The sequence below is a fragment of the Nocardioides sp. LMS-CY genome (assembly GCF_018732145.1).
In the GTDB taxonomy this organism is placed as follows: domain Bacteria; phylum Actinomycetota; class Actinomycetes; order Propionibacteriales; family Nocardioidaceae; genus Nocardioides; species Nocardioides soli.
The window spans coordinates 2618512-2631678 of record NZ_CP076104.1; the positions used below are offsets into that span (position 1 = coordinate 2618512).

14 protein-coding genes are annotated in these 13167 nt (G+C 71.0%); 6 read left to right on the forward strand and 8 right to left on the reverse strand.

What is annotated here, in order from left to right:
* Positions 1-8: 8 nt before the first annotated feature.
* On the forward strand, positions 9-1172 hold the full coding sequence (locus KM427_RS12625; protein WP_215527407.1) for an acetyl-CoA C-acetyltransferase: 1164 nt from the start codon (positions 9-11) through the stop codon (positions 1170-1172).
* A gap of 205 nt (positions 1173-1377) precedes the next feature.
* On the opposite strand, the gene KM427_RS12630 is transcribed toward KM427_RS12625, so the two are convergent.
* Together KM427_RS12630 and KM427_RS12635 are read right to left on the reverse strand one after the other, a co-directional pair.
* Positions 1378-2160, reverse strand: a complete 783-nt coding sequence (locus KM427_RS12630; RefSeq protein ID WP_215527408.1) for an isocitrate lyase/PEP mutase family protein — start codon at positions 2158-2160, stop codon at positions 1378-1380.
* 26 nt (positions 2161-2186) lie between these two features.
* Positions 2187-2549 (reverse strand): hypothetical protein, encoded by a 363-nt coding sequence (locus KM427_RS12635; RefSeq protein WP_252275342.1) that lies wholly within the window; start codon positions 2547-2549, stop codon positions 2187-2189.
* A gap of 48 nt (positions 2550-2597) precedes the next feature.
* Between KM427_RS12635 and KM427_RS12640 the strand changes: the two genes are divergently transcribed.
* Positions 2598-3062 (forward strand): MarR family winged helix-turn-helix transcriptional regulator, encoded by a 465-nt coding sequence (locus tag KM427_RS12640; RefSeq protein WP_215527409.1) that lies wholly within the window; start codon positions 2598-2600, stop codon positions 3060-3062.
* Between the two features lie 31 nt (positions 3063-3093).
* Here the strand turns inward: KM427_RS12640 and KM427_RS12645 are convergent, their stop codons facing one another.
* The 4 genes from KM427_RS12645 to KM427_RS12660 are packed head-to-tail and all read right to left on the reverse strand — an operon-like array spanning position 3094 to position 6567.
* Positions 3094-4161, reverse strand: coding sequence for an NAD(P)H-dependent flavin oxidoreductase (locus tag KM427_RS12645; protein WP_215527410.1), 1068 nt, complete (start codon positions 4159-4161; stop codon positions 3094-3096).
* Complete coding sequence (locus KM427_RS12650; RefSeq protein WP_215527411.1) at positions 4158-4925, reverse strand: CoA-transferase subunit beta; 768 nt, start codon at positions 4923-4925, stop codon at positions 4158-4160. Before KM427_RS12650 ends, KM427_RS12645 begins: the two co-directional genes overlap by 4 nt.
* A complete protein-coding gene (locus KM427_RS12655; RefSeq protein ID WP_215527412.1) occupies positions 4922-5815 on the reverse strand; it encodes a CoA transferase subunit A in 894 nt (297 codons plus the stop codon). Before KM427_RS12655 ends, KM427_RS12650 begins: the two co-directional genes overlap by 4 nt.
* Positions 5812-6567: an enoyl-CoA hydratase family protein gene (locus KM427_RS12660; protein WP_215527413.1), complete on the reverse strand. Its 756-nt coding sequence runs from the start codon at positions 6565-6567 to the stop codon at positions 5812-5814. The genes KM427_RS12655 and KM427_RS12660 overlap by 4 nt, the downstream gene beginning before the upstream one ends.
* Before the next feature lie 76 nt (positions 6568-6643).
* Between KM427_RS12660 and KM427_RS12665 the strand changes: the two genes are divergently transcribed.
* The 3 genes from KM427_RS12665 (at position 6644) to KM427_RS12675 (ending at position 9483) form a co-directional block, all read left to right on the forward strand.
* Entirely contained in the window at positions 6644-7405 is a 762-nt protein-coding gene (locus KM427_RS12665) for an SDR family oxidoreductase (RefSeq protein ID WP_183594998.1), read from the forward strand.
* The gene (locus tag KM427_RS12670; protein WP_215527414.1) at positions 7402-8283 is read left to right on the forward strand and encodes an SDR family oxidoreductase; all 882 of its coding nucleotides are present in this window, start codon (positions 7402-7404) and stop codon (positions 8281-8283) included. Before KM427_RS12665 ends, KM427_RS12670 begins: the two co-directional genes overlap by 4 nt.
* Positions 8284-8625: 342 nt before the next feature.
* Positions 8626-9483 (forward strand): hypothetical protein, encoded by an 858-nt coding sequence (locus tag KM427_RS12675; RefSeq protein ID WP_215527415.1) that lies wholly within the window; start codon positions 8626-8628, stop codon positions 9481-9483.
* Positions 9484-9840: 357 nt separating this feature from the next.
* Here the strand turns inward: KM427_RS12675 and KM427_RS12680 are convergent, their stop codons facing one another.
* A complete protein-coding gene (locus tag KM427_RS12680) occupies positions 9841-11004 on the reverse strand; it encodes a steroid 3-ketoacyl-CoA thiolase (protein WP_183595001.1) in 1164 nt (387 codons plus the stop codon).
* Between the two features lie 124 nt (positions 11005-11128).
* On the opposite strand from KM427_RS12680, the gene KM427_RS12685 reads away from it, so the two are divergent.
* On the forward strand, positions 11129-12370 hold the full coding sequence (locus tag KM427_RS12685) for a cytochrome P450 (protein ID WP_183595002.1): 1242 nt from the start codon (positions 11129-11131) through the stop codon (positions 12368-12370).
* An 18-nt stretch (positions 12371-12388) separates the two neighbouring features.
* Here the strand turns inward: KM427_RS12685 and map are convergent, their stop codons facing one another.
* Entirely contained in the window at positions 12389-13159 is a 771-nt protein-coding gene (map, locus tag KM427_RS12690; RefSeq protein ID WP_183595003.1) for a type I methionyl aminopeptidase, read from the reverse strand.
* Between the last annotated feature and the right edge of the window lie 8 nt (positions 13160-13167).

Sequence of the window (13167 nt, forward strand, 5' to 3'; positions counted from 1 at the left end):
GGAACACCATGCCCGAGGCCTACATCGTCGATGCGGTCCGCACCCCGGTCGGCAAGCGCGGCGGCGCGCTCGCCGACGTGCACTCGGCCGATCTCGGCGCTCACACGATCGCCGCGCTGGTACGCCGTACCGGTGTCGACCCGGTCGCCGTCGACGACGTGATCCTCGGCTGCTGCGACACCATCGGCTCGCAGGCCGGTGACGTGGCGCGGACCGCCTGGCTGGTCGCCGGACTGCCCGACCACGTGCCCGGCGTGACCATCGACCGGCAGTGCGGGTCGTCGCAGCAGGCGGTGCACTTCGCGGCCCAGGGCGTGATGTCCGGGACGCAGGACCTCGTGGTCGCGGGCGGTCTGCAGAACATGAGCGCGATCCCGATCTCGGCGGCGATGCTGGTCGGCCAGCAGTACGGCTTCTCCACGCCGTTCGCGGAGTCGCCCGGCTGGCAGGCGCGGTACGGCGACCAGGAGGTCAGCCAGTTCCGCTCCGCCGAGATGATCGCGGAGAAGTGGGACATCTCGCGGGTCGCGATGGAGGAGTTCGCGCTGGCCTCGCACCAGCGCGCGCACGCCGCGATCGCCGAGGGCCGGTTCAAGGGCGAGATCGAGCCGGTGACGCTGGCCGACGGCTCGGTCTTCGACACCGACCAGTGCCCCCGGGACACGTCGATGGAGAAGATGGCCGGGCTCGACCCGCTGGCCCCGAACGGGCGGATCACCGCCGCCGTCGCCTCCCAGATCTGTGACGCCTCGGCCGCGATGCTGATCGCCTCCGAGGCGGCCGTCCGCACGCACGGACTCACGCCGCGGGCCCGCATCCACCACCTGTCGGTGCGCGGCGACGACCCGGTCTGGATGCTGACCGGCCCGATCCGCGCGACCAAGCACGCGCTGGAGAAGACCGGGCTGTCGATCGACGACATCGACCTCTTCGAGTGCAACGAGGCCTTCGCCTCGGTCGTGCTCGCCTGGATGAAGGAGACCGGCGCCTCGCACGACCGTGTGAACGTCAACGGCGGCGGCATCGCGCTCGGCCACCCGATCGGTGCCACGGGCGCCCGCCTGATGACCACGCTGCTGGCCGAGCTCGAGCGCACCGGCGGACGCTACGGCCTGCAGACCATGTGCGAGGGCGGCGGCCAGGCGAACGTGACGATCATCGAGCGGCTGTGAGCCTTCGGCTCTGATGCTCCCTTGAGGAAGCTGTGGTCGTTGGTGCGACGGGCGTGGCTGCTGGGGTTTCATCAAGGGATGAGGGTGAGGTCGCGCTTCCCTGGCTGGGTTGGCCCGGGTGGGCGCGGGTTGGCCTGCATCCCTTGATGAAACCGCGGCCACCGGCAGGACCAACACCGCCGCCGGCGAGTGAGAGCCGTCGCGGTCAGTTCAACCGGCGCATCGTGGCGGGCACGCCGCCGCCGCGGTGCACCTCCTCGACCAGCTCCTGGAGCGCGGTGAGGGCGACGTTCTGCGACATCGGGCCGTAGGAGACGCGGGCGACGCCGAGCTCCCCGAGCCGGGCCAGCGGCGGCACTCCGGGGAGGGCGATCAGCGTGAGGCGCTGCGGGCCGAACGCGTCGACCAGGGCGCCGACCTGCTCCTCGTCGAGTCGGCCCGGGACGAACACGACCGGGGCCCCGGCGTCGAGGTAGGCCCGCCCGCGCTCGATCGCGTCGGCCAGCACGGCGGCGGGGTCGCGGTCCCCGGCGCGGAGGAAGGTGTCGGTGCGGGCGTTCAGCACGAACTCGACGCCCTCGTCGTCGGCGACCCTCATGATCTGCTCGACGTTACGGGCGGCCTCGGCGACCGGGCGCATCTGGTCCTCGATGTTCGCGCCGACGACCCCCAGGCCGATGGCGCGGCGGATGGTCCCGGCGGGGTCGCCGTACCCGCCCTCGAGGTCGGCGGAGACGGGCAGATCGCTCGCGGCGACGATCCGGCCGACGGCCTCGAGCATCAGGTCGACGGGGATGTTCTCGCCGTCCTCGTACCCGTACGACGCCGCGATCGAGTGACTCGCGGTCGCGAGCGCCCGGGTGCCGTCGACCTGGGCCACGGTCCGGGCGCTGACCACGTCCCAGACATTGACGACGGTGAGCAGCTCGGGCTCCTGGTGGAGGCGGAGCAGGGTCGCCGCCTTCAGGCGGGTGGTCTCGTCGGCCATGGACCCGACCCTAGCGGTGGCGAGCGTCAGAGGGTGAGGTAGAGCCCGAGGATGCCCGGGAGCAGGCCGAGCAGCAGCCACGCCGAGACCAGCGGCATCTGGTGGATCGCGCGGAAGACCGCCACGGTGAGCAGGCCGAAGGCCGCGGCGAGCACGTTCAGGCCGATCTGGGCGTCGGTGCGGGTGTCGTCGACGTACATCGCGGCGATCACCAGGCCGCCCGCCATGTGCGCGATCGTGGTCGCGGCGAGCACCGAGAGCACCCACTTCTGCACCGGCTCGAGGCTCATCGCCCCGGCCCCGGTCGACCGCACGACCTCGCGATGCGGGTTGGCGGGGTCCATCAGGTGGCGGGGGCGCTTCTTGGGCTTCGCCTGCGGCTCGCTCACTAACTCTCCTGAATCATTGGTGCACCAATAGTTGGTACTCTAACAACTATGGCCCGGCCGTCCGCATTCCCCCCCGACGTGAACCCGCTCGCGCTCGACGAGCAGGTGTGCTTCGCGCTGTCCGTGGCGGCGCGAGGCGTCGTGGGGGTGTACCGGCCGGTGCTGGAGCCGCTCGGGCTCACGCACCCCCAGTATCTCGTGATGCTCGCGCTCTGGCAGCACGCCCCGGTCCGGGCCGCCGAGCTGAGCCGGATGCTGCAGCTCGACCCGGGCACGCTCTCGCCGCTGCTGAAGAGGCTGGAGCGGGCCGGCCACCTGACCCGTGGGCGGGATCCCCAGGACGACCGCGCGCTCGCGGTCGAGCTCACCGAGCAGGGCCGGGCGCTGCGCGAGCAGGCGCTGGCGGTGCCGCCGGCGGTCGTCGAGCGGCTCGGCCTCGAGATGGAGGAGCTGCGCGAGCTGCACGAGGTGCTGGTCCGCGTCATCGACGCGGTGCACGGCGCCGACGGCTGAGCCGGCGCCGTGCCCCGGGTCCAGCGTCGGGCTAGAGCACGTACGACGACGCGCGGCGCAGCTCGTCGGCGGCGCGGCGCACGATCCGGTCGATCAGCTCCTCGCAGGTCGGCAGGTCGTCGATGACGCCGACCACCTGTCCGCTCGCGAGCACGCCGGCGTCGGTGTCGCCGTCGACCAGGCCGGCCTTGAGCATCATCGGCGTGTTGGCGGCCAGGGCCATCTGGGCGAGGGTGCGGCCCTGTGCCTTCCGCATCGCCCGGCCGTCCTTGGCGAGGCCGAGCCAGGACATCCCGCTGGTGCGCTTGAACTCCAGTGTGCGTCGCATCGTCGGGCCCAGCCGCTTGACCGCACTGGACTCCTCGAGCTCCTCGACCAGGTCGGTGCGCAGCATCCGGTGCGGCATGCCGTCGACCTTGGCGGTGACGACGGTGTCGGTGAGCCCGCGCTCCAGGTAGAGCCGCTTGACCGCGTCGGGGACGGCGGAGTCCTGGGTCAGCAGGAAGCGGGTGCCCATGCCGACCCCGGCCGCGCCGTACGACAGCGCGGCGGCCAGGCCCCGGCCGTCGAAGAAGCCGCCGGCCGCGACGACGGGGATGTCGACGGCGTCGAGCACGGTGGGAAGCAGCAGCGTCGTCGGCACCGGGCCGGTGTGCCCGCCGCCCTCGCCGCCCTGGACCATCACGGCGTCCGCGCCCCACGACGCGACCTTGACCGCGTGCTTGGCGGCGCCGATCGACGGCATCACCACGATGCCGTGCTCCTTGAGTTGGGCGATGAGCTCAGGCTTCGGTGCGAGCGCGAACGACGCGACCTTCACGCCGTGGTCGATGAGCAGCTGGCAGCGGTCGCCCGCGTCGGCCGCGTCGGCACGCAGGTTGACGCCGAACGGCTGGTCGGTGCGGCCCTTGACCTCGATGATCGCCTGCTCGAGCTCGGCGAAGGTCATCGTCGCGCTGGCCAGGATGCCGAGGCCGCCGGCGTTCGCCGTACCGCTGACGAGGCGGGGACCCGAGACCCAGCCCATGCCGGTCTGCACGACCGGGTGGCGGACGCCGACGAGATCGGTGAACGGCGTGCGGAGGAGCTGGTCGATCATGGGTTGGGAACCTCCTTGAAGCGCAGGCCCTTCGGGTCGAGCACCTCCTTGATCAGCACCTGCTCCTCGGCGGTCGGCTCACGCGTCGTCGGGACGTCGGCGGACACGTCGAGCGCGAAGCCCGTCGCCTCGACGACCTCCTCGACGCTCACCCCCGGGTGGACGCTGAGCAGCCGCATCGTGTCGCCGGCGCCGGTGACGTCGAAGACCGCGAGGTTGCTGACGACCCGGTGGATGTCGTTGAAGCGCGCCGCGGCAGGTCCGGCCTCCTTGGCCAGCTTCGGCCCGACACCGGAGACGATGTCGACCCGCTCGACGAAGACGCGTGGGGAGTGCTTCGGCACCCAGTACGACGTCCGGTTGTTGACGGTGTTGCCCGGGGCGCCCCGGCTGCCGAGGAGCTGGCGCTTGGGCTTGGCCCAGTCGCCGATGGCGGAGATGTTCTGGTTGCCGTGCCGATCGACCTGGGTGGCGCCCATCATCACGTGCCGCTTGCCGTAGGCGACGATGTCGAAGACCCGGGGGAACGGGATCCAGCCCTCGACGACCTCGGTCTTGGCGTGGATCGGCGGCACCCCGGCGAGCCAGACCGACTCGCCGTCGGAGATCACCAGGTCGGGGTTGCTGGTCAGCTTGGCCAGGCGTACGCCGAGCGTCGGCAACAGCCCCATCGGGCTGGCGAAGATCTCGCCGTCGTCGCGGAACGCGTCCGCGATCGCGGCGGCGCAGACGTCCGCCCGGGTGGAACTCGTGGGGGCACTCACTTGGTGGTCTCCTCGGTGAAGGCCTGGACGGCAGCCTGGTACGACGCCTCGTCGCCGGAGAGGAAGCGGTCGTGGAACGCCTGCCACTCCTCGTCGGAGCCGGACGCGGCAGCGGCGTACGCCCGCTGGAACCTCTCGTCGCGCTCGTAGTCGGGCGTGCAGGTGGTGAAGTGCGCGCCGTTCGGGGTCTCGACGACGCCGGTGACCATCATCCGGTTGAGCAGCAGCCGCTGCACCGGCGTGTCGACGGTGAGGCCGGCGGTGTCGACGATCTCCTCGACGCTCAGGTACGTCTGGTCCGCCGCCATCGCGAACAGGTCGTCGAAGTACGGGTCCGGTCCGAGGTACGACGCGTTGCCGTGCTGGTCGGCGCGGTTGAGATGGACCAGCGCGACGTCGAGCTTGAGGGCGGGCACGGCGGCGAGCTCCTCATGACCGTGGCCGTCGTCGTAGGGGCTGGTGACCGTCTTCAGCCACGGGTTGTTGACCATCACGTCCGAGCCGAGCCCGGCGCGCATGGGCAGGAACGGCAGCCGCTGCGCGGCGGCGCGCAGGCCGGTCTGGAACATGCCCTCGTCGAGCTCGACGACGTCCGGGATCGACGCCGCCTGACGGGCGCGCTGGAAGTTGGGCTCGAGCGGGACCGAGTCGAGCGAGACGAACGCATAGACCAGCTTGCGGATCTTGCCCGCGCGGGCGAGCAGGCCCACGTCGGCGCCGCCCCAGCTGACGATCGTCAGGTCGGCGAGGTCGGAGTTGTAGATCGCGCGGACCAGCGCCATCGGCTTGCGCCGTGGGCCCCAGCCGCCGATGCCGATGGTCATCCCGCTCTTCAGGCTGCCGACGACCTCGTCGATCGACATCCGCTTGTCGCGTGGTCCCTTGGTCACTTCTTCCCCTTGTCTGTGCCGGCGAAGGCGTCGCGCAGCTCGTCGCTCACACCGGCGAGGTTGAGCTCGAAGGTGAAGCCCTGCTCGAACCGGTAGCTCTTGTTGACGTCGATCGGGTCGATCCCGTTCAGCGCCTCCTTGGCGGCGCGGATCACCCGGGTGTCCTTGGCCGCGATCTCGGTGGCGACCTGCAGCGCGGCGTCGTCGAGCTGGTCGCGGGGCACCACCTCGAGCACGCTGCCGAACTGCACCAGCTCGGTCGCCTTGATGGTGCGCGCGGTGAAGTAGAGGGTCCGCATCATGTGCTGCGGCACCAGGCGCGCCATGTGGGTGGCCGCGCCGAGCGCGCCCTGGTTGACCTCGGGTACGCCGAAGTAGGCGTCGTCGCTGGCCACCACGCAGTCGGCGTTGCCGACCAGGCCGACCCCGCCGCCGACGCAGAAGCCGTTGACGGCCGCGATCACTGGCACCGCGCACTCGTAGACGGCCTTGAACGCCGCGTAGCAGCCCTTGTTGGCGCCGATCAGGGCGTCGAAGCCGGTGGAGTGCTGCATCTCCTTGATGTCGACGCCGGCGTTGAAGCCGCGGGCCTCGGCGCGGAGCACGACGACCTTGGTGTCGAGGTCGCCGGCCGCCTCGTCGAGCGCGGCGGCCACGTCGTACCAGCCCTGGACCGGGAGCGCGTTGACGGGTGGGTGGGCCATCGTCACCACCCGGATCCCGTCGGCGCGAAGCTCGGAGGTGATGCTCATCTGCTGCCTTCCGGTCTCGGGTCACCGGCGGACCGGTGATGCACACAACCTAATGCTTGCTTGGTAGGCTACCAGCATGGTGCTGCCACTCGACCTCTCCGGCCGCGTCGCGCTCGTCACCGGCGGTGCGCGCGGGATCGGTCTCGGGATCACGCGTGCCCTGCTCGGTGCCGGGGCGTCCGTGGTGACCTGCTCGCGCTCCGAGGTCGAGCCGGTGCCCGGCACGGTCCACCGGGTCTGCGACGTGCGCGACCCGGAGGCGGTCCGAGCGCTCGTCGACCGGGTGACGACCGACCTGGGCCGGCTCGACGTCCTGGTCAACAACGCCGGGGGAGCGCCCGCGACCGACGCGGCGACGGCGTCCCCGCGCTTCCACGACAAGATCGTCGGCCTCAACCTGCAGGCACCGCTGCTGTGCGCCCAGGCGGCCAACGCCGTGATGCAGCAGCAGGACTCCGGCGGCGCGATCGTGAACATCTCGTCGATCTCGGCCAGCCGGCCGGCGCCGACCATCGCGGCGTACGCCGCGGCGAAGGCCGGGCTCAACTCGCTGACGGCGTCGCTGGCGATGGAGTGGGCGCCCAAGGTGCGGGTGAACGCGATCGAGGTCGGCCTGTGCCGCACCGAGCAGACCGACGACCACTACGGCGACGACGCGTCGGTGGCGGCGATCGAGCAGACCATCCCGCTCGGCCGGATGGCGCGGCCCGAGGAGGTCGGCAACCTCGCCGCCTTCCTGGCGAGCGACCTCGCGTCGTACGTCTCCGGCGCGACCGTGGCCTGTCACGGCGGGGGAGAGACCCCCGCCTTCCTGGTGGTGCAGAAGGGACTCACATGAGCAACCTCCTCGAGGGTCGCGTCGCGATCGTCACCGGCGCGGGCCGGGGCATCGGCCGCGCGCACGCGCTGGAGCTCGCCCGGCACGGTGCGGCCGTGGTCGTCAACGACTACGGCGTCTCGCTGGCCGGCGAAGGGACCGGCGAGACCCCGGCGGAGTCGGTGGTGGCCGAGATCGAGGCCGCCGGTGGCCGCGCGGTCGTGAACACCGCCGACGTCGCGGACTTCGACCAGGCCGAGGCGATGGTGCGCCAGGCGATCGACACCTTCGGCGGACTCGACATCCTGGTCAACAACGCCGGCTTCGTGCGCGACCGGATGCTCGTCAACACCGCCGAGGAGGAGTGGGACGCGGTGATCCGGGTGCACCTCAAGGGCCACTTCGCGCCGCTGCGCCACGCCGGTGCCTACTGGCGCGCCGAGGCGAAGGCCGGCCGCGAGCGGGCCGCCCGCGTCATCAACACCTCGTCCGGCGCCGGGCTCCAGGGATCGGTCGGCCAGACGACGTACTCCGCCGCCAAGGCCGGCATCGCCGCCATGACGCTGGTCGCCGCCCAGGAGATGGGCCGATACGGCGTCACCGTCAACGCGATCGCGCCCGTCGCCCGCACCCGGATGACCGAGGGCGCCTTCGACACCTCCGCCATGGCGCTGCCCGAGGACAACTCCCCGATCGTGGCCTGGCTCGCCTCCGCGGAGGCCGGCGACGTCACCGGCCGGGTGATCGAGATCGACGGCAGCACGATGACCGTCGAGCTCGGCTGGCGGCACGGTCCGGCCCGCGACGCCGGCCGTAGGTGGGAGGCCGTCGAGGTCGGCCCCGCCCTGCGAGAGCTGCTCGCCCAGGGGCCGGACCCGGAGCCGGTGTACGGCGCGTAGGCGTGTGGTGGGTGGGCCGGCTTCTGTTGGTGTGCTGTGGCGGCGCGGTTTCATCAAGGGATGAGGACCGAGTGTCGGTTCCCTCGACGAACTGGTGCTGGGAAGCGTGGCTTCATCAAGGGATGAAGGTGAGCCTGCGCCCCGGCACAGACCGTCGCGCGGGCCACATGTCACTCACAGTCGTGCGGCGGACCGCGTACTGCACAGGGAGCGACCGCGCTCCTGCGACGCCTTCCGCCGCCGCGGCACGCTGCCGGCATGGAACCTCTCCGCATCCTCGTCGCGACCCGTGGCTTCTTCACCCGAGCCGAGGCGCGTGAGCTCGGGTACGGCGACCGCGCCGTGGCCGCGGCGATGCGGTCGCGATCGTGGCACCGGATCCGGCGTGGCTACTACACGTTCACCGACGAGTGGACCGGGCTCGACCCCGTGGGCCGGCACCGCGTGCTGTCTCGTGCGGTCGCGCACTCGCTCGGCGACGCTGTTGCCCTGAGTCACGTCTCGGGACTCGTCACTCACGGGGTCGACCTGTGGGGCGTCGACCTGCGCAGGGTGCATGTCACGCGGCTGGACGGCGGCCCGGGCCGCATCGAGGGCGATGTCGTTCACCACGAGGGCAGGTGCATTGCCGATGACGTCGTCGAGCGCGACGGAGTGGCGGTTCTGCGCGCAACCCGATGTGCGATCGAGACCGCCTCGAGGACGTCCAACGAGGTCGCGTTGGTCCTGTTCGACGGGTTGCTCCGGATTGGCCTTGCCGACGCGGACGCACTGTTCGGGCAGTTCACCCTCATGGAGCACTGGCCGTACACGCAACATCTCCACGTGCCCGTGCGGATGGCGGACGCACGATCGCGGTCGGTCGGCGAGTCGCGCGGCCGGTGGCTGTTCAGGTCGGCTGGGCTACCCACGCCGACTCTGCAGTACGAGGTTCGCAACGTGTCCGGAGAGCTGATCGGCACGACGGACTGGGCCTGGCTCGGGGAGGGTGTCCTCGGTGAGTTCGACGGGTGGATGAAGTACGGACGTCTGCTGAAGCCTGGTCAGGACCCCGGGGATGTGGTCTTCCAGGAGAAGGTGCGAGAAGACCGCCTGCGTGAGGCCACGGGCATGGGAATGGTCCGGTTGGTCTGGTCCGACTATCAGACGCCCGAGACCACGGCTCGGCGGCTACGTGCGCAGCTCAAACGAGTCGGCTGACGGCGGTTCGGGCCTTGGGGTGTTCGGCCGTTGCTGTCGGTCACCGCGAGCGGCTGGCGGTGGGTCCTGGGCGCGACATCCGCGGCTGGGGTCGGTCTGGCTGCGGGTTCGCCTTCATCCCTTGATGAAGCCGCGGTTCCCGGGCTCAACTCGGCTAGGGATCCGCAGCTTCGACCTCATCCCTTGATGAAGCCGCGGTTGCCACGCCCAACTCGGCCAGGGATCCGCGGCTTCGACCTCATCCCTTGATGAAGCCGCGGATCCCGCGCTCAACTCGGCCAGGGATCCGCAGCTTCGACGTCATCCCTTGATGAACCGCCCCCCGAGTCTCCCCGCGGCCGCCGGCCACGCGACGGATCAGATCCGCTCGATCACCGTGCCGGTCGCCATCGCGCCGCCGGCGCACATGGTGATCAGCGCGCTGCTGGCGTCGCGACGCTCGAGCTCGTGCAGGGCCGTGGTGATCAGGCGGGTGCCGGTGGAGCCGACGGGGTGGCCGAGGGCGATGGCCCCGCCGTTCACGTTCACCCGGTCCAGGTCGACGTGGTGCTCGCCGGCCCAGGAGAGCACGACCGAGGCGAACGCCTCGTTGACCTCGAAGAGGTCGAAGTCGGAGATGGTCATGCCGGTGCGGTCGAGGATCTTCGAGGTCGCGTCGATCGGCCCGTCGAGGTGGTAGTACGGGTCGGAGCCGACCAGGCAGTGCGCGGCGATCCGGGCCCGGGGCGTCAGACCGAGCGCGCGGGCCTTGTCGGAGTCCATCAGGAGTACGGCGGAGGCGCCGTCGCTGATCTGCGAGGAGGTGCCGGCGGTGTGCAGACCGTCGGGGAGCACCGACTTGAGCCCGGCCAGGCCCTCGAGCGTGGTCTCGCGCAGGCCCTGGTCGCTGTCGACGACCTGCGTCGAGCCGGTCGGGGCGCCGGTCTCGTCGAGCACGGGCGCCTCGATCGGGGCGATCTCGCGCTTGAACCGGCCCTCGTCGACGGCGACGCGCGCCTTCTGCTGCGAGGCGAGGCCGAAGGCCTCGAGGTCCGCGCGGCCGAGTCCCCGGTTGCGGGCGATCCGGTCGGCGCCCTCGAACTGGTTGGGCATGTCGATCGACCAGTCGTCCGGACGCGGGTCGCCCATGCCCGGGGGCACGTTGGCGCCGAGCGGGATCCGGGACATCGCCTCGACACCGCACGCGATGCCGACCTCGATGGTGCCGGCCGCGATCATGTCGTGGACTAGGTGGGCGGCCTGCTGGCCCGACCCGCACTGGGCGTCGATCGCCGTCGCGCCGGTGTGCTGGGCCAGACCGGCGTGCAGCCAGGCGCGGCGCACCATGTCGTTGGACTGCTCGCCCGCCTGGGTCACGCAGCCGCCCACGACCTGGTCGACCAGGTCGGAGTCGATGCCGGCGCGGGCCAGCACCTGGGACTGGACGAAGCCGAGCAGCACGGCGGGGTGCACGCCGGCGAGCCAGCCCTTCCTCTTGCCGAGGGGAGTACGGACGGCGTCGATGATCACGGGGGTGCCCATGGGAGAAAAGTAGAACACGTTCTCGTCTTGGGCAATTCTCAGTTGCGTTCTCCTTCCCTTCCGTACCTTCGGTATGTAGTCTCCATCACTAGAACGTGTTCCAGCCAGCCTCGAGGGAGCTCCTGTGACCGCAACCGATGTCTTGCCGGTGGGCTTCGACTTCACCGACCCCGACCTGATCCAGAGGGCGATTCCGCACGACGAGTTCCGCACCGCCCGGCAGCACCACCCCGTCGTCTGGGTCGAGCAGGACCCGGTGTGGTGCAGCGGCTTCGCGCCCGAGGCGGGGACCGGCTACTACGCCGTCACCCGCCACGAGGACGTCTCGGCGATCTCCAAGGACAGCAAGAACTGGTCGACGTACGAGAACGGCGCGATCATCCGCTTCCCCGGTGAGATGGCCCGTGAGCAGATCGAGCTCCAGCGCGTCATCCTGATCAACCAGGACCCGCCCGAGCACACCGCCACCCGGCAGATCGTCTCCCGTGGCTTCACGCCGCGCTCCATCGCGGAGCTGGAGAAGACGATGGAGATGCGGGCGGCGCAGATCGTCGGGGACGCCAAGGCGCGCGGCACCGGCAACTTCGTCGACGACGTGGCCGCCGAGCTGCCGCTGCAGGCGATCGCCGACCTGATCGGCGTCCCGCAGGAGGACCGGCACAAGCTCTTCGACTGGTCCAACCAGATGCTCGCGGGCGAGGACCCCGACTTCGCCGGGGCCAACGACGTCGCCGCGGCGGAGATCCTGGGCTACTCGATGATGCTCGCCGCCGAGCGGCAGGCGAACCCGCGCGACGACCTCATCACCAAGCTGATCAACGCCCACAAGGGCGAGCGGGGCCTGACCGACGACGAGTTCGGCTACTTCGTGATCCTGCTGACGGTCGCCGGCAACGAGACCACCCGCAACGCCATCACCCACGGCATGAACGCGTTCTTCGACAACCCCGAGCAGTGGGAGATCTGGAAGCGGGACCGGCCGGCCACCATGGTCGACGAGGTGGTCCGCTGGGCCACGCCGGTGAGCGTCTTCCAGCGCACCGCCCTCGACGACGTCGAGGTCGGCGGCGTCACGATCCGCAAGGGCGAGCGGGCGGCGCTGTTCTACGCCAGCGCGAACTTCGACGAGGACGTCTTCGAGGACCCGTTCACGTTCAACATCCTGCGGGAGACCAACCCGCAGCTCGGGTTCGGCGGTCACGGGGCCCACTACTGCCTCGGTGCCAACCTGGCCCGTCAGGAGATCCGGGTGATCTTCGACGCCCTGGCCGACGTGGTGCCGGACATCTCCCGGCTGGCCGAGCCCGTGCGGCTGCGCCACTCGTGGGTCAACGGCATCAAGAACCTGCAGGTCAAGTACGCCTGAGGAACGACGTACGACGGTTCAGGCGGCCCGCTCGGTCAACACGAGCGGGCCGTCTGCCGTGATGGCGACGGTGTGCTCCATGTGGGCGCCGCGGGAGCCGTCCTGGCTGCGTAGGGTCCAGCCGTCCTCGTCGGTGTAGATCTCGTCGGTGGTGTGCAGGAACCACGGCTCCAGGGCGAGCACCAGGCCCGGCCGCAGCTTGAGCCCGCGGCCGGCGCGGCCGTCGTTGGGCACGTGCGGCTCGCCGTGCATGGTGCGGCCCACGCCGTGGCCGCCGAACTGCAGGTTGATGCCGAGGCCCGCCGCCCGAGCGACGTCGCCGATGGCGGCCGAGATGTCGCCGAGCCGGTTGCCCGGCTGGGCCTGGGCGATCGCCGCGTCGAGCGCGCGGCCGGTGACCTCGATCAGGTCGAGGTCCTCCTGCCGAGGAGTCCCGACGACGACGCTGAGGGCCGAGTCGGCGACCCAGCCGTCGACGCTCGCGGCGAAGTCGACCGAGAGCAGATCGCCGTCCTCGAGGGCGTAGTCGTGGGGGAGGCCGTGCAGCACGGCGTCGTTGACCGACGTGCAGAGCACCTTGCCGAAGGGCGAGGCGCCGAACGACGGGTGATAGTCGATGTAGCAGGACTCCGCACCGCGGTCGCGGATCATCTGGTGGGCGAGCTCGTCGAGCTCGAGCAGGTTGACGCCGACGGCGGCCTTCGCGGCGAGCGCGGTCAGCACCTCGCCGACGAACCGGCCGGCCGGTCGCATCTGCTCGATCTGGGCGGGCGTGCGGAGCTCGATCATGAGACGAC

What these genes read in the sequence shown, in the direction of transcription:
- KM427_RS12625 (WP_215527407.1), top strand. Translation starts at nt 9, where the DNA reads ATGCCCGAGGCCTACATCGTCGATGCGGTCCGCACCCCGGTCGGCAAG.
- KM427_RS12630 (WP_215527408.1), bottom strand. Translation starts at nt 2,160, where the DNA reads ATGGCCGACGAGACCACCCGCCTGAAGGCGGCGACCCTGCTCCGCCTC.
- KM427_RS12640 (WP_215527409.1), top strand. Translation starts at nt 2,598, where the DNA reads ATGGCCCGGCCGTCCGCATTCCCCCCCGACGTGAACCCGCTCGCGCTC.
- KM427_RS12645 (WP_215527410.1), bottom strand. Translation starts at nt 4,161, where the DNA reads ATGATCGACCAGCTCCTCCGCACGCCGTTCACCGATCTCGTCGGCGTC.
- KM427_RS12660 (WP_215527413.1), bottom strand. Translation starts at nt 6,567, where the DNA reads ATGAGCATCACCTCCGAGCTTCGCGCCGACGGGATCCGGGTGGTGACG.
- KM427_RS12665 (WP_183594998.1), top strand. Translation starts at nt 6,644, where the DNA reads ATGGTGCTGCCACTCGACCTCTCCGGCCGCGTCGCGCTCGTCACCGGC.
- KM427_RS12670 (WP_215527414.1), top strand. Translation starts at nt 7,402, where the DNA reads ATGAGCAACCTCCTCGAGGGTCGCGTCGCGATCGTCACCGGCGCGGGC.
- KM427_RS12680 (WP_183595001.1), bottom strand. Translation starts at nt 11,004, where the DNA reads ATGGGCACCCCCGTGATCATCGACGCCGTCCGTACTCCCCTCGGCAAG.
- map (WP_183595003.1), bottom strand. Translation starts at nt 13,159, where the DNA reads ATGATCGAGCTCCGCACGCCCGCCCAGATCGAGCAGATGCGACCGGCC.